This is a genomic window from Microbacterium sp. NPDC090225, from assembly GCF_044772365.1.
In the GTDB taxonomy this organism is placed as follows: Bacteria; Actinomycetota; Actinomycetes; order Actinomycetales; family Microbacteriaceae; genus Microbacterium.
Genome location: NZ_JBIVYS010000001.1, coordinates 588,772 through 614,884, shown reverse-complemented (window position 1 = coordinate 614,884; position 26,113 = coordinate 588,772). Strand labels below are relative to the sequence as shown.

Annotated in this window: 26 protein-coding genes and 2 tRNA genes; 14 read left to right on the top strand and 14 right to left on the bottom strand. The window is 68.1% G+C overall.

Annotation, left to right across the window (positions count from 1 at the left end):
• Nucleotides 1-5: 5 nt before the first annotated feature.
• On the top strand, nt 6-2,339 hold the full coding sequence (ligA, locus tag ACIQTT_RS03060; protein WP_402785831.1) for an NAD-dependent DNA ligase LigA: 2,334 nt from the start codon (nt 6-8) through the stop codon (nt 2,337-2,339).
• Nucleotides 2,336-2,806 carry a hypothetical protein gene (locus ACIQTT_RS03055; RefSeq protein WP_402785828.1) on the top strand — a complete coding sequence of 157 codons (471 nt, stop codon included), beginning with the start codon at nt 2,336-2,338 and terminating at the stop codon, nt 2,804-2,806. The genes ligA and ACIQTT_RS03055 overlap by 4 nt, the downstream gene beginning before the upstream one ends.
• Before the next feature lie 15 nt (nt 2,807-2,821).
• Here ACIQTT_RS03055 and ACIQTT_RS03050 read toward each other — a convergent pair whose 3' ends face one another.
• Both ACIQTT_RS03050 and ACIQTT_RS03045 read right to left on the bottom strand, forming a co-directional pair.
• Complete coding sequence (locus ACIQTT_RS03050; RefSeq protein ID WP_402785825.1) at nt 2,822-4,669, bottom strand: DEAD/DEAH box helicase; 1,848 nt, start codon at nt 4,667-4,669, stop codon at nt 2,822-2,824.
• A gap of 48 nt (nt 4,670-4,717) precedes the next feature.
• On the bottom strand, nt 4,718-6,430 hold the full coding sequence (locus tag ACIQTT_RS03045; RefSeq protein ID WP_402785822.1) for a long-chain-fatty-acid--CoA ligase: 1,713 nt from the start codon (nt 6,428-6,430) through the stop codon (nt 4,718-4,720).
• Between the two features lie 62 nt (nt 6,431-6,492).
• On the opposite strand from ACIQTT_RS03045, the gene gatC reads away from it, so the two are divergent.
• The 6 genes from gatC to ACIQTT_RS03015 are packed head-to-tail and all read left to right on the top strand — an operon-like array spanning nt 6,493 to nt 12,048.
• A complete protein-coding gene (gene gatC / locus ACIQTT_RS03040; protein WP_387184483.1) occupies nt 6,493-6,792 on the top strand; it encodes an Asp-tRNA(Asn)/Glu-tRNA(Gln) amidotransferase subunit GatC in 300 nt (99 codons plus the stop codon).
• A complete protein-coding gene (gene gatA / locus ACIQTT_RS03035) occupies nt 6,789-8,306 on the top strand; it encodes an Asp-tRNA(Asn)/Glu-tRNA(Gln) amidotransferase subunit GatA (protein WP_402785817.1) in 1,518 nt (505 codons plus the stop codon). Before gatC ends, gatA begins: the two co-directional genes overlap by 4 nt.
• Nucleotides 8,306-9,820: an Asp-tRNA(Asn)/Glu-tRNA(Gln) amidotransferase subunit GatB gene (gene gatB / locus ACIQTT_RS03030; protein WP_402785814.1), complete on the top strand. Its 1,515-nt coding sequence runs from the start codon at nt 8,306-8,308 to the stop codon at nt 9,818-9,820. The genes gatA and gatB overlap by 1 nt, the downstream gene beginning before the upstream one ends.
• A 51-nt stretch (nt 9,821-9,871) precedes the next feature.
• Nucleotides 9,872-11,128: a DNA polymerase IV gene (gene dinB, locus ACIQTT_RS03025; protein ID WP_402785811.1), complete on the top strand. Its 1,257-nt coding sequence runs from the start codon at nt 9,872-9,874 to the stop codon at nt 11,126-11,128.
• Nucleotides 11,129-11,165: 37 nt separating this feature from the next.
• A complete protein-coding gene (locus ACIQTT_RS03020; protein WP_402785808.1) occupies nt 11,166-11,483 on the top strand; it encodes a hypothetical protein in 318 nt (105 codons plus the stop codon).
• Nucleotides 11,467-12,048 carry a hypothetical protein gene (locus ACIQTT_RS03015; RefSeq protein ID WP_402785805.1) on the top strand — a complete coding sequence of 194 codons (582 nt, stop codon included), beginning with the start codon at nt 11,467-11,469 and terminating at the stop codon, nt 12,046-12,048. The genes ACIQTT_RS03020 and ACIQTT_RS03015 overlap by 17 nt, the downstream gene beginning before the upstream one ends.
• A 13-nt stretch (nt 12,049-12,061) precedes the next feature.
• Here the strand turns inward: ACIQTT_RS03015 and ACIQTT_RS03010 are convergent, their stop codons facing one another.
• The 6 genes from ACIQTT_RS03010 to orn form a co-directional block, all read right to left on the bottom strand.
• A complete protein-coding gene (locus tag ACIQTT_RS03010) occupies nt 12,062-12,547 on the bottom strand; it encodes a DUF2017 family protein (RefSeq protein WP_402785802.1) in 486 nt (161 codons plus the stop codon).
• On the bottom strand, nt 12,544-12,840 hold the full coding sequence (gene clpS / locus ACIQTT_RS03005) for an ATP-dependent Clp protease adapter ClpS (RefSeq protein WP_402785799.1): 297 nt from the start codon (nt 12,838-12,840) through the stop codon (nt 12,544-12,546). The genes ACIQTT_RS03010 and clpS overlap by 4 nt, the downstream gene beginning before the upstream one ends.
• On the bottom strand, nt 12,837-13,184 hold the full coding sequence (locus tag ACIQTT_RS03000) for a metallopeptidase family protein (protein WP_402785796.1): 348 nt from the start codon (nt 13,182-13,184) through the stop codon (nt 12,837-12,839). Before ACIQTT_RS03000 ends, clpS begins: the two co-directional genes overlap by 4 nt.
• A gap of 27 nt (nt 13,185-13,211) precedes the next feature.
• Nucleotides 13,212-13,844, bottom strand: a complete 633-nt coding sequence (locus ACIQTT_RS02995) for a LysE family transporter (protein ID WP_402785793.1) — start codon at nt 13,842-13,844, stop codon at nt 13,212-13,214.
• A gap of 79 nt (nt 13,845-13,923) precedes the next feature.
• A tRNA-His gene (locus tag ACIQTT_RS02990) sits at nt 13,924-13,999 on the bottom strand.
• 36 nt (nt 14,000-14,035) lie between these two features.
• Nucleotides 14,036-14,662 carry an oligoribonuclease gene (orn, locus tag ACIQTT_RS02985; protein WP_402785791.1) on the bottom strand — a complete coding sequence of 209 codons (627 nt, stop codon included), beginning with the start codon at nt 14,660-14,662 and terminating at the stop codon, nt 14,036-14,038.
• 60 nt (nt 14,663-14,722) lie between these two features.
• Here orn and ACIQTT_RS02980 point away from each other — a divergent pair.
• Nucleotides 14,723-14,794, top strand: a tRNA-Arg gene (locus ACIQTT_RS02980).
• Between the two features lie 16 nt (nt 14,795-14,810).
• Here the strand turns inward: ACIQTT_RS02980 and ACIQTT_RS02975 are convergent.
• On the bottom strand, nt 14,811-15,083 hold the full coding sequence (locus tag ACIQTT_RS02975; RefSeq protein WP_402785789.1) for a hypothetical protein: 273 nt from the start codon (nt 15,081-15,083) through the stop codon (nt 14,811-14,813).
• A gap of 192 nt (nt 15,084-15,275) precedes the next feature.
• On the opposite strand from ACIQTT_RS02975, the gene ACIQTT_RS02970 reads away from it, so the two are divergent.
• From ACIQTT_RS02970 to ACIQTT_RS02955, 4 genes are all read left to right on the top strand, one after another.
• Complete coding sequence (locus tag ACIQTT_RS02970) at nt 15,276-15,788, top strand: single-stranded DNA-binding protein (RefSeq protein WP_402785786.1); 513 nt, start codon at nt 15,276-15,278, stop codon at nt 15,786-15,788.
• Between the two features lie 72 nt (nt 15,789-15,860).
• Nucleotides 15,861-16,346 (top strand): DUF6993 domain-containing protein, encoded by a 486-nt coding sequence (locus ACIQTT_RS02965; RefSeq protein ID WP_402785783.1) that lies wholly within the window; start codon nt 15,861-15,863, stop codon nt 16,344-16,346.
• A gap of 61 nt (nt 16,347-16,407) precedes the next feature.
• Nucleotides 16,408-18,087: an energy-dependent translational throttle protein EttA gene (gene ettA, locus ACIQTT_RS02960; protein WP_402785780.1), complete on the top strand. Its 1,680-nt coding sequence runs from the start codon at nt 16,408-16,410 to the stop codon at nt 18,085-18,087.
• Nucleotides 18,088-18,093: 6 nt separating this feature from the next.
• Nucleotides 18,094-18,588, top strand: coding sequence for an acyl-CoA thioesterase (locus tag ACIQTT_RS02955; protein WP_402785777.1), 495 nt, complete (start codon nt 18,094-18,096; stop codon nt 18,586-18,588).
• 24 nt (nt 18,589-18,612) lie between these two features.
• Here the strand turns inward: ACIQTT_RS02955 and ACIQTT_RS02950 are convergent, their stop codons facing one another.
• Complete coding sequence (locus ACIQTT_RS02950; protein ID WP_402785774.1) at nt 18,613-19,500, bottom strand: acyl-CoA thioesterase; 888 nt, start codon at nt 19,498-19,500, stop codon at nt 18,613-18,615.
• 49 nt (nt 19,501-19,549) lie between these two features.
• Between ACIQTT_RS02950 and ACIQTT_RS02945 the strand changes: the two genes are divergently transcribed.
• The gene (locus ACIQTT_RS02945; protein WP_402785771.1) at nt 19,550-20,221 is read left to right on the top strand and encodes a hypothetical protein; all 672 of its coding nucleotides are present in this window, start codon (nt 19,550-19,552) and stop codon (nt 20,219-20,221) included.
• Between the two features lie 6 nt (nt 20,222-20,227).
• Here ACIQTT_RS02945 and ACIQTT_RS02940 read toward each other — a convergent pair whose 3' ends face one another.
• From ACIQTT_RS02940 to pepN, 4 genes are all read right to left on the bottom strand, one after another.
• Nucleotides 20,228-21,886 (bottom strand): FAD-binding dehydrogenase, encoded by a 1,659-nt coding sequence (locus ACIQTT_RS02940; protein ID WP_402785768.1) that lies wholly within the window; start codon nt 21,884-21,886, stop codon nt 20,228-20,230.
• Nucleotides 21,883-22,332 (bottom strand): globin, encoded by a 450-nt coding sequence (locus ACIQTT_RS02935; RefSeq protein WP_247622550.1) that lies wholly within the window; start codon nt 22,330-22,332, stop codon nt 21,883-21,885. The genes ACIQTT_RS02940 and ACIQTT_RS02935 overlap by 4 nt, the downstream gene beginning before the upstream one ends.
• Nucleotides 22,329-23,405, bottom strand: a complete 1,077-nt coding sequence (locus ACIQTT_RS02930; RefSeq protein WP_402785765.1) for a mechanosensitive ion channel family protein — start codon at nt 23,403-23,405, stop codon at nt 22,329-22,331. The genes ACIQTT_RS02935 and ACIQTT_RS02930 overlap by 4 nt, the downstream gene beginning before the upstream one ends.
• 100 nt (nt 23,406-23,505) lie before the next feature.
• Nucleotides 23,506-26,058: an aminopeptidase N gene (gene pepN / locus ACIQTT_RS02925; RefSeq protein WP_402785762.1), complete on the bottom strand. Its 2,553-nt coding sequence runs from the start codon at nt 26,056-26,058 to the stop codon at nt 23,506-23,508.
• Nucleotides 26,059-26,113: the final 55 nt, after the last annotated feature.

Here is a 26,113-nt window from a genome sequence, read left to right as displayed (position 1 = left end):
GCCGGGTGCCCGACATCATCTCGCTCGAAGACGCCCGCACCGAGGCCGAGGAGCTGACCACCCGCATCCTCGAGGCGAAGGATGCCTACTACGGTCGCGATACCTCGCTGGTGGACGACGCGACGTATGACGGTTGGATGCATCGACTCGAAGAACTCGAACGTCTTCACCCCGAGTTGCAGGGTCAGGATTCGCCCACGCAGATGGTGGGCGCAGCCGAGACGACCGGTCTCGCCACGATCGAGCACGCCGAGCGGATGCTCAGTCTCGACAACGTGTTCTCCCTCGACGAGCTCAGGGAGTGGGCGGCCAAGACCCGCGCCTCCGCGGGCCGTGACGTCGCGTGGCTCACCGAGCTGAAGATCGATGGCCTCGCGATCAATCTCCGCTACGAGAACGGCGTCCTCACCTCCGCGGCCACGCGCGGCGACGGCCGAGTCGGCGAGATCGTGACCGAGAATGCGCTGCGGCTGCCGGAGATCCCGGAGCGCCTCGACGGCGAGGGGCACCCCGCGATCGTCGAGGTGCGCGGCGAGGTCTTCATCCCGGTGGCCGCTTTCGAGCGGCTCAACGCCGCGCAGGCGTCTTTCCGGGAGCGCGCTTACGCCGATGCGCTCGCGCGCTGGGAGGCCCGCACCGGTGCGAAGCGGGCCTTCGACGAGGAGAAGGCACGCACCGCGGCCGCTCGTCGCTTCCCGTCGTTCGCCAACCCCCGCAACGCCGCCAGCGGAGGGCTGCGCCAGCAGATCGATAAGAAGGACGGCCTCGAGCTCGAGGCAGGAATGCTGCGCATCGAATCCCTCGCTCTCTACGTGCACGGCATCGGCGCCTGGCAGAACCCGCCGGTCTCGGCGCAGAGCGAGGTGTACGAGCTCCTCTCGACCTGGGGTCTCCCGACGAGCCCGCACACGAAGGTCTGCGTGAGCATCGACGAGGTCACCGACTTCGTGGAGTACTTCGGCGAGCATCGTCATGACATCGAACACGAGCTCGACGGGATCGTGGTCAAGGTCGACGAGCTCGAACTCCACGACGAGCTCGGCGCGACGAGCCGGGCACCCCGGTGGGCGATCGCCTACAAGTACCCGCCCGAAGAGGTGCAGACGAAGCTGCTCGACATCGTCGTCTCGGTCGGGCGCACCGGGCGCGCCACACCCTTCGCGGTGATGGCCCCGGCGCAGGTGGCGGGCTCCGTCGTACGCCAGGCCACGCTGCACAACAAGGACGTGGTCAAGGCGAAGGGCGTGCTGATCGGAGACACGGTCGTGCTCCGCAAAGCCGGCGATGTGATTCCCGAGGTACTGGGTCCGGTCGTCGAGCGCCGAGACGGCTCGGAGCGCGAGTTCGTGATGCCGGAGGTCTGCCCCGAGTGCGGCACGGAACTGCGGGCGATGAAGGAGGGCGACATCGATCTGCGCTGCCCGAACGCACGCTCGTGCCCCGCCCAGGTGCGCGGCCGGGTCGAGCACATCGGTTCGCGCGGTGCGCTCGACGTCGAGGCGCTCGGTGAGGTGACGGCGGCCGCGCTCACTCAGCCGACATCGCCGGCGGAGCCCCCGCTCGTGACCGAGGCCGGTCTGTTCGACCTGTCGTTGGAGCAGCTGGTCCCGATCGAGCTTTTCGTGCGCGACGCCGAGACCGGCCTGCCGAAGCAGGACGACGACGGCATCGTGAAGACCCGCGCACCGTTCCGTCGTAACCCGACGGCAGCGGAGAAGAAGTCGGGCGTCGACGGGCCTCAGCCGTCTTCGCAGGCGGTGACCCTCTTGGCGGAGCTCGAGAAGGCGAAGACGAAGGAGCTCTGGCGTCTACTCGTATCGCTCAACATCCGTCACGTCGGACCGGTCGCGGCACGCGCACTGGCCCAGTGGTTCGGGTCACTCGATGCGATCCGTGGCGCATCCCGCGAGGAGCTGGCGGCGGTCGAAGGGGTGGGCGGGATCATCGCCGATTCCCTCCTGGCATGGTTCGACGTCGATTGGCACGTCGCGATCGTCGAGCAGTGGGCGGCGGCGGGAGTGCAGTGGGCGACACCGGGGCACCCCGGCCCCGGAGCCGCTGTCTCTGCCGGTGGCGTGCTCGAGGGGCTCACGATCGTGGCCACGGGCTCGCTCGACGGTTACACGCGCGAAGGCGCCCAGGAGGCGATCATCCAGGCCGGCGGCAAAGCGGCGTCGAGCGTCTCGAAGAAGACCGACTTCGTCGCTGCGGGGCCGGGAGCCGGCTCGAAGCTCGGTAAGGCCGAGGAACTCGGCATCCGCATCCTCGACGCCGCGCAGTTCCATCTGCTCGTGACGGAAGGGCCGGACGCGCTCGGTGAGGCACCCTCCCCGGAATGAGGCGTTACGGTCCGCTCATCGTCGCCGACGGCGTGCTCGTCGTGGGCGATCCGGGGCGCGGTCACCTGCGCCTGACGGAAGACGTCGTCGTTCACAGGCACGGGGCCGGAGCAGGCCGGGTGTTCGCGTGGGAGCACCTCTCGTCGGTGCTGCTCGACGTTCCGACGACGAGTTTCCGCTACCCGGGACTGGCGAGCACGATCGGGCTGGGCATTCTCGCCGCGGCCGCTCAGGAAGACGTCGGTATCGGTCCGGATGACGGTTCGGTGGAGCTCATCGTGAGTGGTGAGGCGCAGCGCCTCGATCTCGGGCGTCATCACGTCGGAGGGTACTGGCGGCCAACGGTCGTCGGTGCCCAGAGACTGCTCGATCAGTTGATCGACCACCCCGAGCAGCGCCTTCTCCTGACGCGGCCCGAGGTGCTCGTCGACCTCGCGGCGAAGCTCGCTCGGCACAGGGTCGGCTGACTTCGCCGCGAGCGCTCAGTTCTTGTGCCGCGGCTTGCGGAACGGCTTCTCTTCACGGTCACCACGCGGCGGACGGCTGTCGTCGTTCCGCTGCGGACGGTCATCCCGGTCACGGCGATCGAAGCGAGCGCCGCCGTCGCGCGGGCCGCCGCGTCGGGCTCCCGGGCCGCGATCCGGCTTGATCTGGATGAGCTGACCCGAGATGCGCGTGCCGCTCAGCTTGTCGAGGACGGCCGGGTCGAGGTTCGCGGGGAGCTCGACGATCGAGAAGTCGGGGCGGATGTTGATCGCGCCGAAGTCGTCGCGTCCCAGCCCGCCCTCGTTCGCGAGCGCGCCGACGATCTGTCGCGGCTCGACGCGGTGGCGACGGCCGACTTCGATGCGGTAGGCGGCGTAGTCGCCGCGCCCGCGGCGCTCGGTGCGAGGCTCGCGCGTTTCGCGCGCGTTGCGCTCGCGTGGCGGACGGTTGTCGGCGGCGACGGCCTTCGCGAGAGGGTCATCCGCCGGGTCGAGCAGCAGGGGCGTATCTCCCTGCGCGACGATCGCGAGGGCCGCGGCGACGTCGCCCTCGGGAACGTCGTGGTTGCGGACGTAGTGGGCGACCACATCGCGGAACGACTCGATCCGAGCGGCGTCTCCGAGCGCCGCGGTGATCGCGTCGTCGAAACGGGTGAGGCGCGTGGTGTTGACGTCTTCCGTGGTCGGGAGCTGCATCTGCGTCGGCTCCTGACGCGTCGCCTTCTCGATGTGCTTGAGGAGGTAGCGCTCACGCGGAGTGATGAAGCTGATCGCGTCGCCGGTACGGCCGGCGCGGCCGGTGCGACCGATGCGGTGCACGTACGATTCCGTGTCGGTCGGGATGTCGAAGTTGATGACATGGCTGATGCGCTCGACGTCGAGGCCGCGTGCGGCGACATCGGTGGCGACGAGGATGTCGAGCTTGCCGTCCTTGAGCTGGTTGACGCTGCGCTCGCGCTGCACCTGCGGCACGTCGCCGTTGATCGCCGCGGCCGAGTACCCGCGCGCACGCAGCTTCTCGGCGAGGGTCTCGGTCTCGTTCTTGGTGCGGACGAACACGATCATGCCGTCGAAGTTCTCGACCTCGAGGATGCGCGTCAGAGCATCGACCTTCTGCGCATAGGAGACCACCAGATATCGCTGGGTGATGTTCGTGCCGGTCGCGGTCTTCGACTTGATGCTGATCTCTTCGGGCTCGCGCAGGTACTTCTGCGCGAGACGGCGGATCTGCGGCGGCATCGTCGCGGAGAAGAGGGCGACCTGCTTCTCTTCGGGGGTCTGCGCGAGGATCTGCTCGACGTCTTCCGCGAAGCCCATCTTGAGCATCTCGTCGGCCTCGTCGAGCACGAGGTACTGCAGCTCGGAGAGGTCGAGCGTGCCCTTGGCGAGGTGGTCCATGATGCGTCCCGGGGTACCGACCACGACGTGCACGCCGCGGCGGAGCGCCGACAACTGGACGCCGTAGCCCTGGCCGCCGTAGACGGGCAGCACGTGGACGCCCTTCATCTTCGAGGCGTAGGACTCGAACGCCTCGCAGACCTGGAGCGCGAGCTCTCGGGTCGGGGCGAGCACGAGGGCCTGCGGCGTCTTCTGCGAGACATCGAGACGCTCGAGGACGGGGAGCGCGAAGGCCGCGGTCTTTCCCGTTCCGGTCTGCGCCATGCCGACGACGTCGCGCCCCGCGAGGAGCGTCGGGATGGTGGCCGCCTGGATGGGCGACGGGGTCTCGTAGCCGAGGTCACGGATGGCTTTGAGGACGGGCCCGGTGATGCCGAGATCCTCGAATCCGGGGGTCGCGGGGGAGTCCTCGGGGGCGTCGGTCAGCACTGCATCTTCAGGGGTCACTTCCCAAGGGTAGCGCCCCGAAGGTGTTCCGCGCCTGTGAGGGCGTCCTCAGGAGCCGCTCGTGAGAGCCAGGAGGCGCTCCTTGACCTGCCGCCGGAGTACCTTGCCGATGAGGGACTTCGGCAGTTCGTCGACCACGAAGAGTCGGCGCGGAACCTTGTAGGGGGTCAGGATTCCGCGGACGAACTCGCGGATCGCCTCGATATCGATGTCGGCGCCGCCGTCGACGACGATCGCCGCGGCGACCTCTTCGCCGGAGTGCGCGCTCGGAAGGCCGACGACCGCGGCATCGACGATCTGCGGATGCTGCCGCAGCGCGTTCTCGACCTCGGTGGGGGCGACGTTGAACCCGCCCGTGATGATGAGCTCTTTGATGCGGTCCACGATCCGCACGAAGCCCGCCTCATCGATCGTGACGATGTCACCGGTGCGATACCAGCCGTCGGCGAACGCGGCATCCGTCTCCTCCGGCTTGCCGTAGTAGCCCGTGAAGACCTGTGGACCACGGACCACCAGCTCGCCGGCCGTCCCGGCTGGGACGTCGACGGTCGGGTTCTCCGGATCGACCACGCGGCACTCGGTGCCGGGCAGCGGGAGACCGACGGTACCGGGCACGCGGTTGTCGGCGACGGGGTTGGCCATGAGCACGGGGGAGCACTCGCTGAGTCCGTATCCCTCGACGAGGAAACCGTGCGTCGCTGCCTCGAAGGGCACGACGAGTTCGTGGGGCAGCGCCATGGCGCCGGAGATCGCGACCTCGATGCCATCGAGCGAGACGCCCTTCTGGTTCGCCGCCGCGAGCAGGCGATCGGCGATCGGCGGCACGAGGGGTAGGAACGTGGCGGGGTGCTTCTTCATCGCGTCGAGCACGAGATCGGGATCGAACTTGGGGAAGAGGACGAGGCGTGCCCCCATCGACATCGCGAAGGTGAGGCACAGTGTCAAACCGTACGCGTGGAACATCGGGAGGACCGCGTAGACGACGCATCCCTTGCCGCGCTGGATCGAAGGGACCCACGCCTTCGCCTGTGCGGCGTTGGCCAGAAGGTTGCGATGTGTCAGGGAGGCGCCCTTGGGGGTGCCGGTCGTGCCCGACGTGTACTGGATGATGGCGAGGTCATCGGTCGAGGGGCGCGGGTGCGACTCCGGGATCGGGTCGTGGGAGAGCAGCGACTCCCAGGCGACCGTGCCGCGGACGCGAGTGGTGAGAGCCGCACGCGACTCCCGAGCCTTCGCCACGGGAAGGCGCAGCGCGACACGGGTGAGGAACGGCATCGCGGTGGTCACATCGACCGAGACGAGGGTCGACACGGCGAGATCCGCCGGGAACTCCTGCACGGTCGAGACGACCTTGTTCCAGACGATCGCATGCTTCGCGCCGTGGTCCTCGAACTGCTTGCGCAGCTCGCGCGGCGTGTAGAGCGGGTTGTGCTCGACGACGACCGCTCCGAGACGGAGGACGGCGTAGAACGCGACGATGTGCTGCGGGCAGTTCGGCAGTACGATCGCGACCGGGTCGCCCGCCCGTACGCCGAGATCGCGGAGACCGCCGGCGACGCGGTCGATCGCGTCCTGCAGTTCGGCGTACGTCGTCTCGCGCCCGAAGAACTGCAGCGCAGGCGCATCGGGATAGTCGCGCACCGACGCGGCGACGATGTCGATCAGGGATCCCGTCACGGGAACGAGGTCTTCCGGGACGCCGTCTGCGTAGCTGGCGACCCACGGGCGAGGAGGCTGGAACGTACTCACGCGCCCCAGCATAGGGGGACGGATCGAACGCGCGGAGGCGGCTGTGGAGGAACCCGCTGACTAGACTTGCAGGCGTGTCTGAAATCACCCCCGAACTCGTGCGCCATCTCGGCGTGCTCGCACGCATCCAGCTGAACGACGACGAGGTGTCGCGGCTCACGGGCCAGCTCGACGCGATCGTCGACAACATCGCGAAGGTGTCGGAGGTCGCGACTTCCGACGTCGTCGCGACGAGCCACCCGATCCCGCTGAGCAACGTCTTCCGTCCCGACGTCGTCGGGGAGACGCTGACGCACGAGCAGGTGCTGCAGAATGCTCCGGATGCCGCCGACGGCCGCTTCCGCGTCACCGCGATCCTGGGAGAAGAGCAGTGAGCGACATCATCCGCCTGGACGCCTCCGACCTCGCGGCGAAGCTCGCCGCAGGGGAGGTGTCGAGCGTCGAGGCGACGCAGGCGCACCTCGACCGCATCGCCGCCGTGGACGGCGACGTCCACGCCTTCCTGCACGTGAACGCGGGGGCGCTCGAGGCTGCTGCGGCCATCGACGCACGCCGCGCCGCGGGCGAGGAGCTGGGTCCGCTCGCGGGTGTGCCGCTCGCGATCAAGGACGTGCTGGTCACGACCGATCAGCCGACCACCAGCGGCTCGCGCATCCTCGAGGGATACCGTTCGCCGTACGATGCGACGGTCGTCGCACGCTCGCGCGCCGCGGGGCTCGTGCCGCTCGGCAAGACCAACATGGACGAGTTCGCGATGGGTTCGTCGACCGAGCACTCGGCCTACGGACCCACGCACAACCCGTGGGACCTGGAGCGCATCCCGGGCGGTTCCGGCGGTGGATCGGCTGCGGCCGTCGCCGCTTTCGAGGCGCCGATCGCCCTCGGCTCGGACACCGGTGGATCGATCCGTCAGCCCGCGCACGTGACGGGCACCGTCGGCGTGAAGCCGACCTACGGCGGGGTGAGCCGCTACGGCGCGATCGCCCTGGCATCCAGCCTCGACCAGGTCGGTCCCGTCTCGCGCACCGTCCTCGACTCCGGACTCCTGCACGACGTCATCGCCGGTCACGACCCGAAGGACTCGACGTCGTTGAAGGACACCTGGCCGTCGTTCGCCGAGGCAGCCCGCGAGGGCGCGCGCGGTGACGTGCTCAAGGGCCTCAAGGTGGGTGTCATCCGCGAACTGCCCGACAGCGGCTTCCAGCCGGGTGTCGCGGCATCCTTCCGCGCCTCGCTCGCTCTCATGGAAGCGCAGGGAGCGGAGATCGTCGAGATCGGTGCCCCGCACTTCGAGTACGGCGTGGCGGCCTACTACCTGATCCTTCCCGCGGAGGCGTCGAGCAACCTCGCGAAGTTCGACTCTGTGCGCTTCGGCCTGCGCGTCACGCCGGACGGAAATCCGACCGTCGAGGACGTCATGTCCGCGACGCGCGACGCCGGTTTCGGCGACGAGGTCAAGCGCCGCATCATCCTCGGCACCTACGCACTGTCGGCGGGCTACTACGACGCGTACTACGGCAGCGCCCAGAAGGTGCGCACGCTCATCCAGCAGGACTTCGCCGCAGCCTTTGCAGAGGTCGACGTGATCGCGACGCCCTCGGCGCCCACGACCGCGTTCAAGCTCGGCGAGAAGATCGACGATCCGCTGCAGATGTACCTCAACGACATCACGACGATTCCCGTGAACCTCGCGGGTGTGCCCGGGATCTCGATCCCGAGCGGCCTGGCGGACGACGACGGCCTCCCCGTCGGCATCCAGTTCATCGCTCCGGCCCGTGAGGATGCCCGTCTCTACCGCGTGGGAGCCGCGCTCGAGACGCTCCTCGTCGATTCGTGGGGCGGCCCGCTGCTCACCCGCGCACCCCAGCTCGCAGGAGGGAACCGCTGATGGCCGCCGCCAAGCTCATGGACTTCGACAAGGCCCTCGAACTGTTCGAGCCCGTGCTCGGCTTCGAGGTGCACATCGAGCTCAACACGAACACGAAGATGTTCTCGGACGCGCCGAACCCGGCGAACGAGGCGTATCACGCCGCGGAGCCGAACACGCTGATCGCGCCGGTCGACCTCGGTCTCCCCGGCTCACTGCCGGTCGTGAACGAGACGGCGATCCGGTCGTCGATCAGCCTCGGGCTCGCCCTGGGCTGCTCGATCGCGGAGTCGAGCCGCTTCGCGCGCAAGAACTACTTCTACCCCGACCTCGGCAAGAACTATCAGATCTCGCAGTACGACGAGCCGATCGCGTACGAGGGATCGGTCGAGGTCGAGCTCGAGGACGGCACGCTCATCACGATCCCCATCGAGCGCGCGCACATGGAGGAGGACGCGGGCAAACTGACCCACATGGGCGGTGCGACCGGTCGCATCCAGGGTGCGGAGTACTCGCTGGTCGACTACAACCGCGCGGGCGTGCCGCTGGTCGAGATCGTGACGAAGGTCATCACCGGTACGGAGCACCGGGCACCCGAGGTGGCCAAGGCCTACGTCGCCGCGATCCGTGACATCGTTCGTGGCCTGGGTATCTCCGAGGCGCGCCTCGAGCGCGGCAACCTGCGCTGCGATGCGAACGTGTCGCTGCGACGCCGTGGCGAGGAGAAGCTCGGCACCCGCACGGAGACGAAGAACGTCAACTCCATGCGCTCCGTCGAGCGCGCGGTGCGATACGAGATCCAGCGCCAGGCGCAGATCCTCGCCGACGGCGGGTCGATCACGCAGGAGACGCGCCATTGGCACGAGGACACCGGGACCACGTCTCCGGGCCGTCCGAAGTCGGATGCCGATGACTACCGCTACTTCCCGGAGCCGGATCTCCTGCCGGTCGAGCCGGCGGCTGCGCTGATCGAGGAGCTGCGGGCGGCACTGCCCGAGCAGCCGGTCGCGCGGCGTCGTCGTCTCATGACCGAGTGGGGCTTCACCGATCTCGAGTTCCAGGACGTGCGCAACGGCGGCATCCTCGACGAGGTCGAGGCGACGATCGCGGCCGGTGCCGCGCCCGCGGCCGCTCGTAAGTGGTGGACCGGCGAGATCGCCCGTCTCGCCAACGCCCAGGAGAAGGATGCCGCTGCGCTGGTCAGCCCGCAGAACGTCGCCGCCCTGCAGAAGCTGGTCGACGCCGGAACGCTCACCGACAAGCTCGCCCGTCAGGTGCTCGAGGGCGTCATCGCAGGCGAGGGAACGCCGCAGGAGGTCGTCGACGCCCGTGGCCTCGCGGTCGTCTCGGACGACGGTGCGCTGATCGCGGCGATCGACGAGGCGTTCGCCGCACAGCCGGACGTCCTGGCGAAGATCAAGGACGGCAAGGTGCAGGCCGCCGGCGCCGTGATCGGCGCGGTCATGAAGGCGATGAAGGGTCAGGCGGATGCCGCGCGCGTGCGCGAGCTGATCCTCGAGCGCGCCGCGCAGTAGGACCTCGTTCTCCCTCGGGCCGGTGTCGGTGGTCCGAGGGAGAATGTTCTCATGGGGCACGGAGACGGCAGAGGGCGGATGGTGTCGTCGGCGGGAGCCGACGACACGGGAACACGCATCCTGCACGTCGATATGGACGCGTTCTACGCGGCGGTCGAGGTTCTCGACGATCCGAGCCTTCGCGGCCTGCCGATCATCATCGGCGCGCCCGATGGCCGATCGGTCGTCTCCAGTGCGTCGTACGAGGCGCGTCGGTACGGGGTGCGCTCGGCGATGCCGGTCTCTCAGGCGATCAGGCTCTGCCCCTCGGCGCGGGTCGTGATGCCGCACTTCCACCGATATCAGGAGGTATCGAGGCAGGTGATGGCGATCTTCGAGTCGTTCACGCCGCTGGTCGAGCCGCTGTCCGTCGATGAGGCGTTCCTCGATGTGCAGGGGGTGCGCCGGCTGTGGGGGAGTCCTGCGGTGATCGCCCGGCTCGTGCGCGAGCGCGTGGCGGACGAGGTCGGCATCACGTGCAGTGTCGGCGTCGCGGCGACCAAGCACGTCGCGAAGATGGCATCGACGATCGCGAAACCCGACGGGATGCTCGTCGTCCCGGCGGCTCGCACGCTCGAGTTCCTCTCGCCACGGCCCGTCCGCGCGATGTGGGGTGTCGGGCCGAAGGCGGCCGAAGCGCTCGAAGCGCGTGGCATCCGGACCATCGGCGACATCCGTGAGTCCTCTCCGGAGATGCTCGACCGCGCCGTCGGGTCGGCGTTGAGCGCGCGCCTCGCCCTACTCGCACGCGGGGAGGACGCGCGAGCGGTCGACACCGAGCGCGTGGAGAAGAGCATCGGGCACGAGGAGACGTTCGAACACGACATCCTCGATCGTCCGTTCCTGCGTGCGGAGCTGTTGCGGCTCGCGGACCGCGTCGCCGCTCGCCTCCGTCGCGCGCAGTGGGAGGCCGCGACGGTCTCGATCAAGATCCGCTTCGACGATTTCCGCACCGTGAACCGCTCGCAGACGCTGTCGGAACCCACCGCGGTCGGACAGCGCATCGGCGAGGCGGCGCAAGCGCTGTTCGAGCAGATCGATCGCCGCGACCCGGTCCGGCTCGTCGGAGTGCGTGCCGAGAAGCTCCAGCCCGCAGGTGGCGGTGGAATGGGGTTGTGGGACGACGACGAGGACTGGAGGCGGGTCGAGGGAGCGGTCGACGATGCCGTCGCTCGCTTCGGGAATGCGACCATCACGCGCGCACGACACATCGGTCGCGGTGAGGGCCGCGGTGCCGCGCAGCATCCCCGAGCGCACGGCGTGGATTGACGCTCCGCGATCCGTCGCGGTCGACTAGCGTGGTCGCATGCCGAACATTGCACTGGAACTCGGAAAACAGGCCGCGTCCTTCGGGGTCAAGAGCGCATACGGAGAGCCGCAGGACATCGACGGCGTCAGCATCACTCCCGTCGCCTTCACCTACTCGGGCTTCGGCGGGGGTAGCGGCGACGGTGCGGAGGGCGGTGGCGGTGGTGGAGTCTCCGTTCCCGTCGGTGTCTACGTGCGTCGCGAGGAGGGCCTGCGTTTCGAGCCGAACATCGTCACGCTGCTCGTCGTGGCTGTGCCGTTCGTCTGGGTCGCCGGTCGAGCTCTCTCTCGCATCATCCGTGCCCTCAAGAAGTGACGATCCGGTCGCTGCGGCTCTCGGGCGTGCGGCGGAACTGATCTGCGGCGACGTCCGTGCGTTGGCGGCGTCGAACCCCGTCGTCCTGATCGACGGCTGCAGCGGGGCGGGCAAGTCATCTCTCGCGGCGCGGGTCGCGGAACGCTGGCCACTCGCCGGTCGCGTGCAGCTCATCGCTCTCGATTCGCTCTACCCCGGCTGGGATGGCCTCGACGGGGGAGTCGAGCGGGCGCTGGAGGGAATCCTTCGCCCGCACGGACGCGGGAAGCTCGGCGCATGGCAGCGCTGGGACTGGGAACGCGACACCGAGGCGGAGACGCACGCCGTCGACCCTGCGCTCGGAATGATCATCGAGGGCAGCGGGCTGTTGACACCCGCCACGGCCGCACTCGGGGATGTGCGCGTGTGGCTCGAAGCGCCGGAAGCGGCGCGGAAGCACCGAGCGCTGATGCGAGACGGCGAGACCTACCGTCCGCACTGGGAGCGTTGGGCGGCGCAGGAGCGCGTGCACATCGCTCGCGACGCCCCCCGAGCGTTGGCATCCCGGATCGTCGAGATCCCGTGACCCGTGGTGCGAGTCAGTCGCCCAGTTCTGCGTCGATCAGGAGCTCGAGGCGGTACCCGATCCAGTCGTAGATCCCGAAACGCGGATCCTCGGGGTCGTGGTCGTCGTCATCCATGATGCCGAGGCGGGTGGCGAGGACAAGGCGGATGGCGTTCAACGTGCGTAGCCATGCATCGACCTCGCCGCGCGGGATCGTCACGGTGTGCGCGCGGAGCGTGTCGTCGTCGCTCATCCCCGTGCGAAAGGTCTGGAAAGGGGCGAGCGCACGACGGACCACGTCGGCGTCGGAGTGACGGCGCTCGAGCAGGTCGTCACCCGTGGCCTCGAGGAACTCCCGCGATGCCTGCTCGTCGTCGGGGTAGGGGCTCGGTGTGAGACGGTCGAGGGCGGCGTCGTTCGCATCACCCGATGAGAGCAGCGCGGTGTACTCGTCGATGACCTCACCGAGTCGCACACCTTCGAGCGTGACGAGGGTGATCTCGACGGTGTCGGCAGTCACTTCGGGGCCTTCCGCACGGTGGCCCAGAGCCCGTACTCGTGCATCGCCTGGGCATGGACCTCCATGGTCTCGCGGGGCCCGCTCGCGACGATCGCCTGCCCGTCGTGGTGGACGGCGAGCATCAGCGACGTCGCGCGATCGACCGAGTAACCGAAGTACGTGCGGAACACCCGCACGACGTAGCTCATGAGGTTGACGGGATCGTTCCAGACGACGACCTGCCAGGGTTCGAGGGGAGCCGCGCGGAGATCGATGTCCTCCACGAGGTCCGGGACCACGGCCGGGGTACTCATGCCCACCCCAGATCGTGGAGCTGGGCGTCGTCGAGGCCGTAAAAGTGCGCGATCTCGTGCACGAGCGTGGTGTGGACCTCGTCCCGGAGCTCGTCCTCGTTCTCGCACACGGCCAGGTGGGGTTCGCGGTAGACGACGATCCGGTCGGGCAGCTCGCCCATCCCGTACTGCGTGCGCTCGGTCAGGGCGAGGCCGTCGTACAAGCCGAGGAGGTCGAGGCTGCCGTCCTCCGGGCGGTCCTCGACGACGAACACGACGTTGTCGAGCCCGTCGACCATGTCGTCGGGCAGCCGATCGAGCTCGTCGACGACGAGGCTCTCGAAGGTCGTGGCATCCATTTCCATCGTCTTCAGCCTAGGGGCCGGGCGCGATCAATGCAGGAAGACGAGGAGCCCGGCGACCGCGATGAAGAGGATGCCGAAGACGGCGTTGAGGGTGCGCTGGCCCTTCGCCGTGCGCGTGAAGCGTCGGAACGGGCGGGCAGCGGCGGCGAAGAAGCCCCACATCACGAGGACGTCGACGACGATGACGGTGGCCAGGAGGATCAGGTACTGCGGCAGTTGAGGTTCGTCGAGGCGGATGAACTGCGGGATGAACGCGAGGAAGAACACGATCGCCTTGGGGTTGAGCAGATTGACCCAGAATCCTCGGCGGATCATGGACCAGTGACCCTCGTGCGCGTCGACCAGGTCGAGGGCGTCATCGGTGGCTGGTGCGGTGGGCTTCGCCACGATCAGGCGCAGGCCGAGGTAGACGAGATACGCGGCGCCTGCGTAACGGATGCCGTTGAACAGCAACTCGGATCGAGAGACCAGCAGTCCGACACCGGCGGCGACCACGACGACGTGGACTACGAGGGCGAGCTGCTGGCCGATGATGCCCCAGATCGATCGCCGCCAACCCTGGGAGAGGGCGTTGGACATCGTGTTGATGGCGCCGGCGCCCGGGGTGAAGCTGATCACCACGGATGCCGTCAACAGCGAGAACCAGACCGCGAGTGACACCTCGTCAGTCTAGGGGCGCGTTTCGGTGTGAAAGACCGCAAAGCGAAAGGCCCGAGTCCGGGGACTCGGGCCTTTCGTATGGGGTGAGTAACGGGACTCGAACCCGCGACATCCGGCACCACAAGCCAGCGCTCTACCAGCTGAGCTATACCCACCATGTGCCTACCGGAGCAGGCAACCAGACGAGTCTATTACATGTTTGGGGTGAACTCCGACACGGTGCGCTGTGCGATGGTCTTCGCGTCGTCGCTGGACGGTCCGGGCTCGTCGACGAACACTGCCTCGCGGTAGTAACGGAGCTCGCGGATCGATTCGAGGATGTCGGCGAGCGCGCGGTGCCCGCCGTCCTTGGACGGGGCCTGGAAGAACACTCGTGGGTACCATCGTCGCGAGAGCTCCTTGATGCTGGAGACGTCGACGTTGCGGTAGTGCAGCCACTGGTCGACCTGTGGCATGTACTTCGCGAGGAACATGCGATCGGTGCCGATCGTGTTGCCGGCGAGGGGAGCCTTGCGCTCGACGGGGACGAAGCGACGGATGTACGCGAGGGTCTGCGCCTCGGCCTCTTCGAGCGTCACTCCGAGGGGGATCTCCTCGATCAGGCCCGACTTCTCGTGCATCTTGGTGACGAAGTCGTTCATGTTCTCGAGCGAGGCGGCGCTCGGGCGGATCACGACCTGGAATCCGGGATCGACGGGTTGGAGTTCGAAGTCCGTGATGACGACGGCGATCTCGACGAGTTCGTCGATCGACAGATCGAGCCCCGTCATCTCACAGTCGATCCATACGAGACGATCGTTCTCCGACGCAGATACCATGCCGTCATACTATCGACGGCTCCGACATCGGGGCGCGGGCACGGTACGGTAGTGCTATTCGCCTCCGTAGCTCAGCGGAAGAGCAGCGGCCTTCTAATCCGCCGGTCGCAGGTTCGAATCCTGCCGGGGGCACGACTGCGTCATCGGTTCACGAGTAACGCAGCGCGGATACCGCATCATCGACCCGCCAGAACTCGCCGATCACTCGGAACGCGCCGGTCTCGAGGTGGAGACGCTCGGCGCGATAGCGCAGACCGAGCGGATCGGCGGCGACGCGAAGGTGGCCGAGGACTCGACCCGACGCGTTGTCCTGCACGCGCCACAACTGATCGGCGGCACGGATCAGGTGTTCACGCGTCGAGGCGATGCGGGGCATGGCCCAGGGCTGTGCAGCGGTGGGTGCGATCAGTGTGTCGTTCATGAGTTCTCCTCTCGCCTCGAACATACGGCCGACCACCGACATTCGGATCGACGCTCGTACGGCACTCTTCCTGCACGCTGACCGGGGGTTCCCGTCTGTCCACCAACCGTGTGATCCGCGTCACGCCGCGTCGTCCGCCTGGCGCAGTCTGGAGCGATCCGAGCAGAAGACTCGGCAGCGAAGGAGAACGAGATGATGGATACCGTGACGATCGTCGGCAATGTGGCGACCGACCCCAACCTGGCGCAGACGGGCGGAGGCGTCGCCGTGACGAACTTCCGCCTCGCGAGCACCCATCGCCGATTCGACCAGTCGGCGCAGGCCTGGGTCGATTCCGGTACGAACTGGTACTCCGTCGCCGCATACCGGCAACTCGGCGAGCACGCCAAGGCGTCGCTGCGTTCCGGCGACAGCGTGATCGTCACCGGTCGTCTGCGCATTCGCAACTGGGAGAGCAACGGCAAGAGCGGGACGAGCGTCGACATCGATGCCGACGCGATCGGGCACGACCTTCGCTGGGGGACGTCGGCCTACCTCCGTTCAAGCCGCACGACACCGGCCAGCGAGGCGCCGGCCGCGGCTCGCGACACCGACGCGGACGATCGCGACGACGAGGAGTCCGCGCCGCTCGCGCTCGATGCGGCATGGGCGGAGACGGACGCCTCCCTGCCGGAGGAGGATGCGACGGCGCCGGCGCTCTCCTGAGCTCGCGAGAGACGTCGACTCCTTCCGTGTCGTGTGACGGCGAGCGTCGGAGCGTCCCCGTAGACTCGGGGCGTGCTTCGACGATCGGTCCTCCCCGTCATACGCGCGGTCGTCGGTGCATCCGTCGCTGCGGCCGCTGTTCTCGTGCTCGCGGGCTGCGTGGGCGATCCCGCGCCCGACCGCACGTCGCCGTCGCCTTCGGCGACTGACACACCCGCGGAGGTGGCCTTCGTTCCCGACGGCTCCGCCGACGACAACCTCCCCATCTTCACTCAGACCGCGCAGGGCGTGTGGGACTCGGAGCAGCGCGGCGAGGGGCGAGCGTACATCGACGCGCTGGTCGGGGTCGGCTTCGACAAAGCGGCGATGCAGGTCACCAACGACCAGTCGACCGTCGGGAACGCGGCCGAGAGCCTGCAGTTCTCGGTCCGCTGGGGCGACAGCGACTGCCTCATCGGCCAGGTCGGTCCATCGACCGGCCAGCTGGTGACGCAGGTGATGCCGCAACTCGCCGAGGGGCGGTGCCTCATCGGCACCACGCGCGCGATCGACTGGTGACCCGCACTCCAGCCGCTAGGCTGGAGTGTCGATCAGACGCCGACAGAAGGAGCGATTTCCGGTGGCAGAGTACATCTACTCGATGGTCCGTGCGCGCAAGGCGGTGGGCGAGAAGCTCATCCTCGATGACGTCACGATGGCCTTCCTTCCCGGAGCGAAGATCGGCATGGTCGGCCCGAACGGTGCCGGTAAGTCGACGATCCTCAAGATCATGGCCGGCCTCGACACGCCGTCGAACGGCGAGGCCAAGCTTTCCCCGGGGTTCAGCGTCGGCATCCTGATGCAGGAGCCGGAGCTCGACGAATCGAAGACGGTGATCGAGAACATCCAGGACGGCATCGCGATCAAGGCGAAGGTCGACCGCTTCAACGAGATCTCCGCGCTGATGGCCGATCCCGACGCCGACTTCGACGCTCTTCTCGCCGAGATGGGCACGCTGCAGGAGGAGATCGACGCGGCCGACGGGTGGGATCTCGACTCCCAGCTCGACCAGGCGATGGACGCGCTCCGCACCCCGCCGGCCGATGCGGCGATCGCTCCGCTCTCCGGTGGTGAGAAGCGCCGCGTGGCACTCGCCAAGCTGCTGCTGCAGAAGCCGGATCTGCTGCTGCTCGACGAGCCCACCAACCACCTCGATGCCGAGAGCGTGCTCTGGCTCGAGCAGCACCTCCAGGCGTATAAGGGCGCCGTGATCGCGATCACCCACGACCGGTACTTCCTCGACCACGTCGCCGAGTGGATCGCAGAGGTCGACCGCGGCCGTCTGATCGGGTACGAGGGCAACTACTCGACCTATCTCGAGAAGAAGGGCGAGCGCCTCGAGATCCAGGGCAAGAAGGACGCCAAGCTCGCGAAGCGTCTCAAGGAGGAGCTCGAGTGGGTCCGCTCCAGCGCGAAGGGGCGTCAGACCAAGTCGAAGGCACGTCTCGCCCGCTACGAGGAGATGGCCTCCGAGGCGGAGCGCACCCGGAAGCTGGACTTCGAGGAGATCACGATCCCCGCCGGTCCTCGTCTCGGCAGCATCGTCATCGACGCCAAGAACCTGCAGAAGGGCTTCGACGGTCGCTCGCTGATCGACGGACTCAGCTTCAACCTGCCGCCCAACGGCATCGTCGGCGTCATCGGACCTAACGGCGTCGGAAAGACCACGCTCTTCAAAACGATCGTGGGGCTGGAGCCGCTCGACGGCGGCACCCTGAAGATCGGTGAGACGGTCAAGATCAGCTACGTCGACCAGTCCCGATCGAACATCGACCCCGACAAGACGCTGTGGGAGGTCGTCTCCGACGGACTCGACTTCATCACCGTCGGTAAGACCGAGATCCCGTCGCGCGCCTACGTGTCGAAGTTCGGATTCAAGGGGCCTGACCAGCAGAAGAAGGCCGGCGTCCTCTCCGGTGGTGAGCGCAACCGTCTCAACCTCGCCCTCACGCTCAAGGAGGGTGGCAACCTGCTGCTCCTCGACGAGCCCACCAACGACCTCGACGTCGAGACGCTGAGCTCGCTCGAGAACGCACTGCTCGAATTCCCCGGCTGCGCCGTGGTCATCACGCACGACCGGTGGTTCCTCGACCGCATCGCCACGCACATCCTGGCGTACGAGGGGACCGACGAGAAGCCCGACCAGTGGTACTGGTTCGAGGGCAACTTCGAGGCCTACGAGGAGAACAAGATCGAGCGCCTCGGGCCGGACGCGGCGAAGCCGCACCGGTCGACGCACCGCAAGCTCACGCGCGACTGAGCGCCGATGTCCGACTCGAGCACAGCGGCAGGCCCCCGTCTTCACATCCCCATCCACCTGCGGTGGGGAGATCTGGACGCGTTCAACCACGTCAACAACACCTCCATGCTCAAGCTTCTCGAAGAGGCACGCGTGCGGGCGTTCTGGCGTGCGGGACCGGGGGAGGAAGCGCCCTCGACCGCTGTGCTCGATTCGGGGATCGAGGAGGGCGTGCTCACCCTCATCGCCCGTCAGGAGATCGAATACCTCGCCCCGGTGCCGTACCAGCGCCGACCGCTCGAGGTGCAGATGTGGTTCGGCAAGCTCGGCGGATCGAGCGTCGAGGTCTGCTACGAGGTGCACAACGACCCCGCGTCCGAGCCGCGCACCATCTACGCCCGGTCGACCGCGATCATCGTGCTCGTCGACGCCCGCACCGGGCGGCCGACGCGCCTCACCGGCGAGATGCGCGAGGCGTGGGAGCCGTACGTCGGTCCGTCGATCGAGTACGCGCACCGCTGAGCGGCTCGGGTCCTCGAACCGGACTCAGGCGCCTTCCGGCACCCGGATCATGATCTCCTGCGCGACGCTCGCGACCAGGGCGCCGTCGCGCGTGTAGATGCGCCCCGTCGCCAGGCCGCGACCCCCGCGGGCGTTCGGTGACTCCTGCACGTAGAGCAACCACTCGTCGACCCGCGCCGGACGATGCCACCACATCGCATGGTCGAGACTCGCCACCTTCAGTCCGGGGAGCGCCCAGTAGACGCCGTGCGCCCGCAGGATAGACTCCTGGATCGTCATGTCGCTGAGGTACGCGAGAGCCGCGCGGTGCAGGCGCGGATCGTCGGGCAGCGGTGCACGCATCCGCATCCACACGGCTTGACGGGGGGTTCGCTCGCCGTCGCTCGGCAGATAGAGCGGATGCCCGACATGGCGGATGTCGGCGGCTCGATCGGTCAGCATGCGCATCGCTCCGCCGGGGAGACCATCGAGGGTGTCCTCGTCGGGCTTGATCATCTCCGGGGCCGGAACACCCTCGGGAAGCGGCTCGGAATGCTCCACGCCGGGGTCCTCGTCCTGGAACGAGGCGATCATCGAGAAGATCGGCACCCCGTTCTGGTACGCCTGCGAACGACGGGTGGAGAACGACCGCCCATCGTGGATGCGATCGACGGCGATCGTGATGCCCTGCGCCGAGTGGCCCGGGCGCAGGAAGTAGCCGTGCATCGAGTGCACCGGTCGGTCTTCGGGGAGCGTGCGCTCGGCGGCGATGAGGCTCTGCGCGAGCACCTGGCCGCCATAGACGCGGCCGGTGGGCATCGGATGCGACGCGCCGGTGAAGATGTCTTCGGTCGTGCGCGCCTGCGTCGAATCGAGATCGAGCACCTCGAGCAACTGCTCGACGGTGCGGATGGCGTGGCTCTCCGCGCTCATATCTCCCTCTCCGCGGCCGGACCACCGCTCCGTTGATAGTTTAGAACCCGTGCCCCACGACCTCCTGCTCGCCGACCGCGAGACCGCGAAAGACGTCCTCACCTTCCTCGGGCGGGCGGCGCGGATCACCGACGAAGGGGTGCGTCTGCAGGCGGCGAACGGAGTCCTCGCGTTGACCACCGCGGCACTCGCCCCCCAGGGACTGTTCGACCAGACCCCCACCGTGCTGGCGATGCGCATCGTCCACGCCGATCCCGAACTGCAGTGCGACATCGTGGTCGATCGGCTGACGGCGGGCGACGACGACGCGCGGCTCGCGCTCCCGGAGACGGGTCTCTCCCCGGCGTGGGCGGGTGTCGCGCCGCCGCGAAGCGGATGGGAGCAGGCCGCCGAGCTTCCGGCATCCGTCATCGCGAATCGCGCCCAGTGGGGGATCTCCGCCGTCGCGCGCGGTGCGACTCCCGGTGCCGGCGAGGAAGCCGTACGCGCGCTGCGTGCCGCCATCTGGGGCGAACCCGACGAGGATCTGGCCGGTCTGCCGCGGGGCATCGCTTTCGCTGCCGACGCGCTCGGCTTCATCTCCGGTGAGGAGCAGGTGCCGGTGACGCGCTCGGGGAGATGGTCGCGCCTCGCATTCCGCCGCGGGCATGTACTCGCGCGCGGTCCTGTCGCGAGCGGACTCACGGCCGTGCGGGGTACGGGACTCCAGGGTTCCCTCTAGCCTCGCTCATCGCGCGGCGGCGCGTCCCGCCTGCCGACCGGAGAAGAGGCATCCGCCCAGGAACGTCCCTTCGAGAGCGCGATAGCCGTGCACGCCGCCGCCGCCGAAGCCGCTCGCCTCGCCGGCAGCGAAGAGACCGGGGATCGGAGAGCCCTGGTTGTCGAGCGCACGGCCGTCGAGATCGGTCTGGATGCCTCCGAGCGACTTGCGGGTGAGCACATGGAGCTTCACGGCGACCATGGGTCCGGCGGACGGGTCCTGCAGACGATGTGGTGCGGCTGTGCGGATCAGCTTGTCGCCGCGATAGCTGCGCATCGAGCGGAGCATGCCGATCTGGGCATCCTTGGTGAAGTCGTTCTCGATCTCCCGATCACGCGCCTGCACCTCGCGCCGCACGTTGTCGATGTCGAGGTGCTCGCCGCCCGGATGCGTCCGCATCTGCTCGAGCAACGACTCGAGATCGTTCTCGACGATGAAGTCGGCGCCCTCGTCGAGGAAGGACTGGACGGGACCCGTCGGTCCCTTGGCGAGTCGCGATTTCAGCAGCAGCCCCACGTCCTTGCCGGTGAGATCCGGATTCTGCTCGCTCCCGGAGAGCGCGAACTCCTTCTCGACGATCTGACGGGAGGTCACGAACCAGGAATGATCGTGGCCCGTGGTGCGCAGGTGGGCCAGCGTTCCGAGTGTGTCGAACCCCGGGTACAGCGGCACGGGAAGTCGTGAACCGGTCGCGTCGAGCCAGAGCGAGGAGGGGCCGGGGAGGATGCGGATGCCGTGCGACGGCCACACCGGATCCCAGTTCGTGATGCCCTCGACGTAGTGCCACATGCGGTCGCCGTTGATCAGCCGGGCGCCGGCCTCGGCGGAGACGGCCTGCATCGAGCCGTCGACGTAGGCGGGAACGCCGGTGAGCATGTGTGCCGGGGGAGCGCCGAGGCGCGCGGGCCAGGCCGCCCGGACCAGATCGTGGTTGCCGCCGATGCCGCCCGAGGCGACGACCGTCGCGCCCGCGCGGATCTCGAAGTCGCCCACGATCTCCCGTGAGGACGCGACGCCGCGCTCTTCACCGCTCGAGGCGAGGATGTCGCCGCGTGCGCCGGAGACGACCGCATCTTCCGTGAGGAGTGCGGTGACGCGGTGGCGGGGGAGGACGGTGAGTCGACCCTCGCGCTCGCCCTGCTCGACGCGCGCGGCGAAGGGAGCGACCACTCCGGGGCCGGTACCCCACGTGATGTGGAATCGCGGCACGGAATTCCCGGGACCGATCGCCCCGTACCCGCCGCGCTCCGCCCATCCCACGACGGGGAAGAAGCCGACGCCGCGTTCGCGCAGCCAGGCGCGTTTCTCTCCGGCGGCGAACTGCAGGTAGGCCTCCGCCCACCGGCGCGGCCACTCGTCCTCCGGGCGATCGAAACCGGCGGAGCCGAACCAGTCCTGCGTCGCGAGTTCGATCGAATCGCGGATGCCGAGGCGACGCTGCTCGGGCGAATCGATGAAGAAAAGTCCACCGAACGACCACCAGGCCTGTCCACCCAGGTTCGTGCGCGGCTCCTGATCGATGAGCACGACGCGGCGACCGGCATCCAGCGCCTCGGAGGCGGCGACCAGCCCCGCCAACCCCCATCCGATCACCAGGACATCTGTGGACAGGGGCGTGTTCGTCATGGTGTCTCCGTTGATTCCTGACGTGAGCGTGTTTCGAGTGTGGGGCGTCCGTCGGCGCCGGCACCGATTCCCGACGGCTCGAACGTGTTCACCATGGCATATGCGGCGCGCTCGAGGTAGTCCCAGAGCGTGGATTCGTGCAGAGGCGACAACTCGGCCTCGTCGACGGCGGTGCGCATGCAGCGGAGCCAACGATCGCGGGCGTCGGGGTCGACGTGGAACGGCATATGGCGCATGCGCAGCCGTGGGTGCCCACGGGTCTCTCCGTAGGTGGTGGGCCCGCCCCAGTACTGCTCGAGGAACAGCAGCAGGCGTTCTTCCGCGGGTCCGAGGTCTTCCTCGGGGTACATCGGCTTCAGCACCGGGTCGATCGCGACCTCGCGGTAGAAGACCGACACGATCTTCGCGAACGTCTCGCGGCCTCCGACCTCGTCGTAGAACGTCACTTCTCCGTGCTCCCGTCACCCGTCGTGGGCTTCTTGCGCCGCCAGATCCCGCGGTCGGGCACCACGGGGACCCCGGTCACCGCGTTCGGGCGGGTCTTGGGGGGATTCGCCCCGCGGACGCGGCGCGCTCCGTCGAGGCCCGTGGGGATCACTGCCTGCATGCGGGGGACCGCGATTTCCTTCTCGGCCAGTGCCGAGCGGAGACGCTTGCGCAGCTCCTGCGCGACGTCGTCCTTCGCGTTCGCGCGGGCCTTGATCACGATACGGATGACGAGAGCGTCGCCCTCGATCGACTCCAGACCCCACAGCTCGGGCTTCTCGACGATCCGGGTGCGCCACTTCGGGTCCTTCGCGAGGGCGAGGGCCGTGTCGAGCATCGTCTGCTCGACCACCGCGAGATCCGAGTCGACCGGCACCCCGATGTCGATGATCGCCCGCGCCCATCCCTGCGACATGTTGCCGATGCGCAGCACCTCGCCGTTGCGCACGTACCAGAGGGTGCCGTTGACATCGCGGACCTGGGTGATGCGCACGCTCACGTACTCGACCACGCCGGTCGCGAGACCGAGGTCGACGACGTCGCCGATGCCGATCTGATCCTCGGCGACGAGGAAGATGCCGTTCAGGACGTCCTTGACGATGTTCTGCGCGCCGAAACCGAGTCCGGCGCCGACGGCGGCGGTCAGCAGTGTCAGGGAACCGAGCAGGCTGTTGTCGATCGCGTTCACGATGAGCACGAGCGCGATGATCACCAGCATCACGTTCACGATGTTCTGGAGGATCGAACCGAGCGTGCGCGTGCGTTGCACGAGGCGCATGTCGGCGAGCGGCGAACGCTCCAGGGCCTGGGTGTCGTCGACCGAGGCCTTGTTCTTCGCGCTGTCGACGATGCGGTGCACGACGCGGCGGATCACCACGCGCAGCACGAGCGCGATCAGTACGCAGCTCACGACGATGATCGCGACGGCGAGGGCTTTCATGCCCACGTCACCGAGAACGCGGACGACGTCGGCCCAAATGGCGGGGACGTCGGTCGGCTCGACGGGATCGGTGTTCTGGGACGGAATGATCATCGTGACCGATTCTAGCGATCAGGTCTCGGTGCGGGCTGGGTACGAGAAGGGTCCCGGGGCGACGTCCTCAGACACGCGCCGGGCCCCTTCGGGCAGATGTTCAGTCGTCGCTGTCGCGGGACTGCGCGGTGAGTGCGCGCTCCACATCGGCGAGGTTCTCGAGCACGAGGCGGCGCAGCGCCGGCGCGGCATCCTGATGCTCGGAGAGCCACGCACGCGTCGCGTCGCGAAGCGCGACGTCGGCCAGTGCCGTCGGGAACAGACCCGTCACGAGGTACTGCGCGATCTGGTAGGTGCGCGACTCCCACACGGGGAGGAGCATCTCGAAGTACGGCCCGACGAACTCGCGGAGAGCTTCGGCACCCGCGGGGTGCACGAAGCCGAGGGCGGCGGAGCGCACGATCGTGTTCGGGGCATCGTCGCGGTCGACGAGGGAGGCCCACGCCGCCTTCTTGGATGCGACGTCGGGGAGAGCCGCACGCGCCTGCGCCGCGAACTCGCCGCCCTTGGAGGTGTTGTCCGCGGCGAGGGCCGCATCGATCGTCGCGGCATCCGTGGCCCCGATGGTCGCGAGGCCCACCAGCAGCTGCCAGCTCAGGTCGGCGTCGATCTCGAGACCGGGCAGCGTCTCCTCGCCCGAGCGCAGGCGACCGACGATGCCGGCGTGCTCCGGGGTCACGAGAGAGGTGGCGAAGGCGGTGACGAACTGCAGCTGGCTGTCGCTGCCCGACTCGGCCGATTCGGCCAACGACCACAGGCCGTCGGCCACCTTGAGGCGCGCCGCGGCGCGCTCCTCGGGCGCGACGTACAGCGTCGCCGCCGTGCGCAGCTGCGCGAGCGTCGTGCGCACGGTGGTCGACTCGCTCTCGCGGCCGATGTTGCCGAGCACGAGGTCGATGTAGTCGGATGCCGCGCTCTCGGCGTCGCGGGTCTGGTCCCAGGCCGCACCCCAGACGAGCGAGCGCGCGAGCGGGTCGTGGATGTCGGCGAGATGCGCGATCGCCGTCGCGAGCGAGCGCTCGTCGAGGCGGATCTTCGCGTAGGCGAGATCCTGGTCGTTCAGCAGCACGAGGTCGGGCTGGGCGATGCCCTGCAGCTCGGGGACCTCGGTGCGGTCGCCGTCGACGTCGACCTCGACGTAGTGCGTGCGGGTGAGCGCGCCGTCGGCCAGATTGTAGAATCCGATGCCCAGGCGGTGCGGGCGGATCGTCGGGTAGTCGGCCGGAGCGGTCTGCGTCACGGCGAAGCGTGAGATCGTGCCGTTGCCGTCTTCCGCGATGACGGGCTCGAGGGTGTTGACGCCCGCGGTCTCGAGCCACTTCTTCGACCACGTGCTCAGGTCGCGCCCGCTGGTCGCCTCGAGCTCGACGAGCAGATCGCTCAGCTCGGTGTTGCCCCAGGAGTGCTTCTGGAAGTACTGCGAGACCCCGGCGAAGAAGGCCTCGATGCCCACCCACGCGGCGAGCTGCTTGAGAACCGATCCACCCTTGGCGTACGTGATGCCGTCGAAGTTGACCTGCACGTCTTCGAGGTCGTTGATCTCGGCGACGATCGGGTGCGTCGAGGGGAGCTGGTCCTGGCGGTAGGCCCAGGTCTTCTCCATCGCGTTGAAGGTCGTCCACGCTTCGGTCCACTCGGTGGCTTCGGCGGTGGCGATGGTCGACGCCCACTCGGCGAACGACTCGTTCAGCCAGAGGTCGTTCCACCACTTCATGGTCACCAGGTCGCCGAACCACATGTGCGCGAGCTCGTGGAGGATCGTGACGACACGACGCTCCTTCACGGCATCCGTGACCTTGCTGCGGAAGACGTAGGTCTCGGTGAAGGTCACGGCGCCGGCGTTCTCCATGGCTCCGGCGTTGAACTCCGGCACGAAGAGCTGGTCGTACTTGGCGAACGGATAGGGAACGCCGAACTTGGACTCGTAATAGGCGAAGCCCTCACGGGTCTTGTCGAAGATGTAGTCGGCGTCGAGGTGCTGCCACAGGCTCTTGCGGCCGTAGACACCGAGCGGGATGACGCGTCCCGATGCGCTCGTGAGCTCGGAGAAGGTCGACTCGTAGGGGCCGGCGATGAGGGCCGTGATGTACGAGGAGATTCGGGGGGTCGGCTCGAAGCCCCAGGTCGCGGTGACGTCGTCGTCGTGAACGATGGGCTCGGGCGTGGGGGAGTTCGAGATCACCTTCCAGGCGGAGGGCGCCGTGATCGTGAACTGGAACGTGGCCTTGAGATCGGGCTGCTCGAAGACCGCGAAGACGCGGCGCGAGTCGGGGACCTCGAACTGCGAGTAGAGGTAGACCTCGCCATCGACGGGGTCGACGAAGCGGTGCAGACCCTCGCCCGTGTTCGTGTAGAGGCAATCGGCGTCGACGACCAGCACGTTCTCGGCCTGGAGGCCCGTGAGGGTGATGCGCGAGTCGGCGAAGACCTCGTTCGGGTCGAGCTGCTCGCCGTTGAGCGAGATCTCGCGCACGTCGCGCGCGATCAGGTCGATGAACGTGAAGCTGTCGGGCGTCGCGGTGAAGCGGACGACGCTCCGGGATCCGAAGATCTCGGGGCCCTTCGTCAGGTCGAGTGCGATGTCGTACGACTCGGTGCCGACGACGTCGTGACGCTCCTGCGCTTCGATACGGGTGAGGTTCTCTCCAGGCACAGCTTTACTCCCAGGGGTGAGGGGTCGTCGCCGGGGAATGGCGCAGTTGGCGCCG

What these genes read in the sequence shown, in the direction of transcription:
- gatB (WP_402785814.1), top strand. Translation starts at nt 8,306, where the DNA reads ATGGCCGCCGCCAAGCTCATGGACTTCGACAAGGCCCTCGAACTGTTC.
- ACIQTT_RS02970 (WP_402785786.1), top strand. Translation starts at nt 15,276, where the DNA reads ATGATGGATACCGTGACGATCGTCGGCAATGTGGCGACCGACCCCAAC.
- ACIQTT_RS03020 (WP_402785808.1), top strand. Translation starts at nt 11,166, where the DNA reads ATGCCGAACATTGCACTGGAACTCGGAAAACAGGCCGCGTCCTTCGGG.
- ACIQTT_RS02955 (WP_402785777.1), top strand. Translation starts at nt 18,094, where the DNA reads ATGTCCGACTCGAGCACAGCGGCAGGCCCCCGTCTTCACATCCCCATC.
- ACIQTT_RS03000 (WP_402785796.1), bottom strand. Translation starts at nt 13,184, where the DNA reads ATGGAAATGGATGCCACGACCTTCGAGAGCCTCGTCGTCGACGAGCTC.
- ACIQTT_RS02950 (WP_402785774.1), bottom strand. Translation starts at nt 19,500, where the DNA reads ATGAGCGCGGAGAGCCACGCCATCCGCACCGTCGAGCAGTTGCTCGAG.
- ACIQTT_RS03045 (WP_402785822.1), bottom strand. Translation starts at nt 6,430, where the DNA reads ATGCTGGGGCGCGTGAGTACGTTCCAGCCTCCTCGCCCGTGGGTCGCC.
- ACIQTT_RS02975 (WP_402785789.1), bottom strand. Translation starts at nt 15,083, where the DNA reads ATGAACGACACACTGATCGCACCCACCGCTGCACAGCCCTGGGCCATG.
- ACIQTT_RS03055 (WP_402785828.1), top strand. Translation starts at nt 2,336, where the DNA reads ATGAGGCGTTACGGTCCGCTCATCGTCGCCGACGGCGTGCTCGTCGTG.
- orn (WP_402785791.1), bottom strand. Translation starts at nt 14,662, where the DNA reads ATGGTATCTGCGTCGGAGAACGATCGTCTCGTATGGATCGACTGTGAG.
- ACIQTT_RS02930 (WP_402785765.1), bottom strand. Translation starts at nt 23,405, where the DNA reads ATGATCATTCCGTCCCAGAACACCGATCCCGTCGAGCCGACCGACGTC.
- ACIQTT_RS02940 (WP_402785768.1), bottom strand. Translation starts at nt 21,886, where the DNA reads ATGACGAACACGCCCCTGTCCACAGATGTCCTGGTGATCGGATGGGGG.
- clpS (WP_402785799.1), bottom strand. Translation starts at nt 12,840, where the DNA reads ATGAGTACCCCGGCCGTGGTCCCGGACCTCGTGGAGGACATCGATCTC.
- dinB (WP_402785811.1), top strand. Translation starts at nt 9,872, where the DNA reads ATGGGGCACGGAGACGGCAGAGGGCGGATGGTGTCGTCGGCGGGAGCC.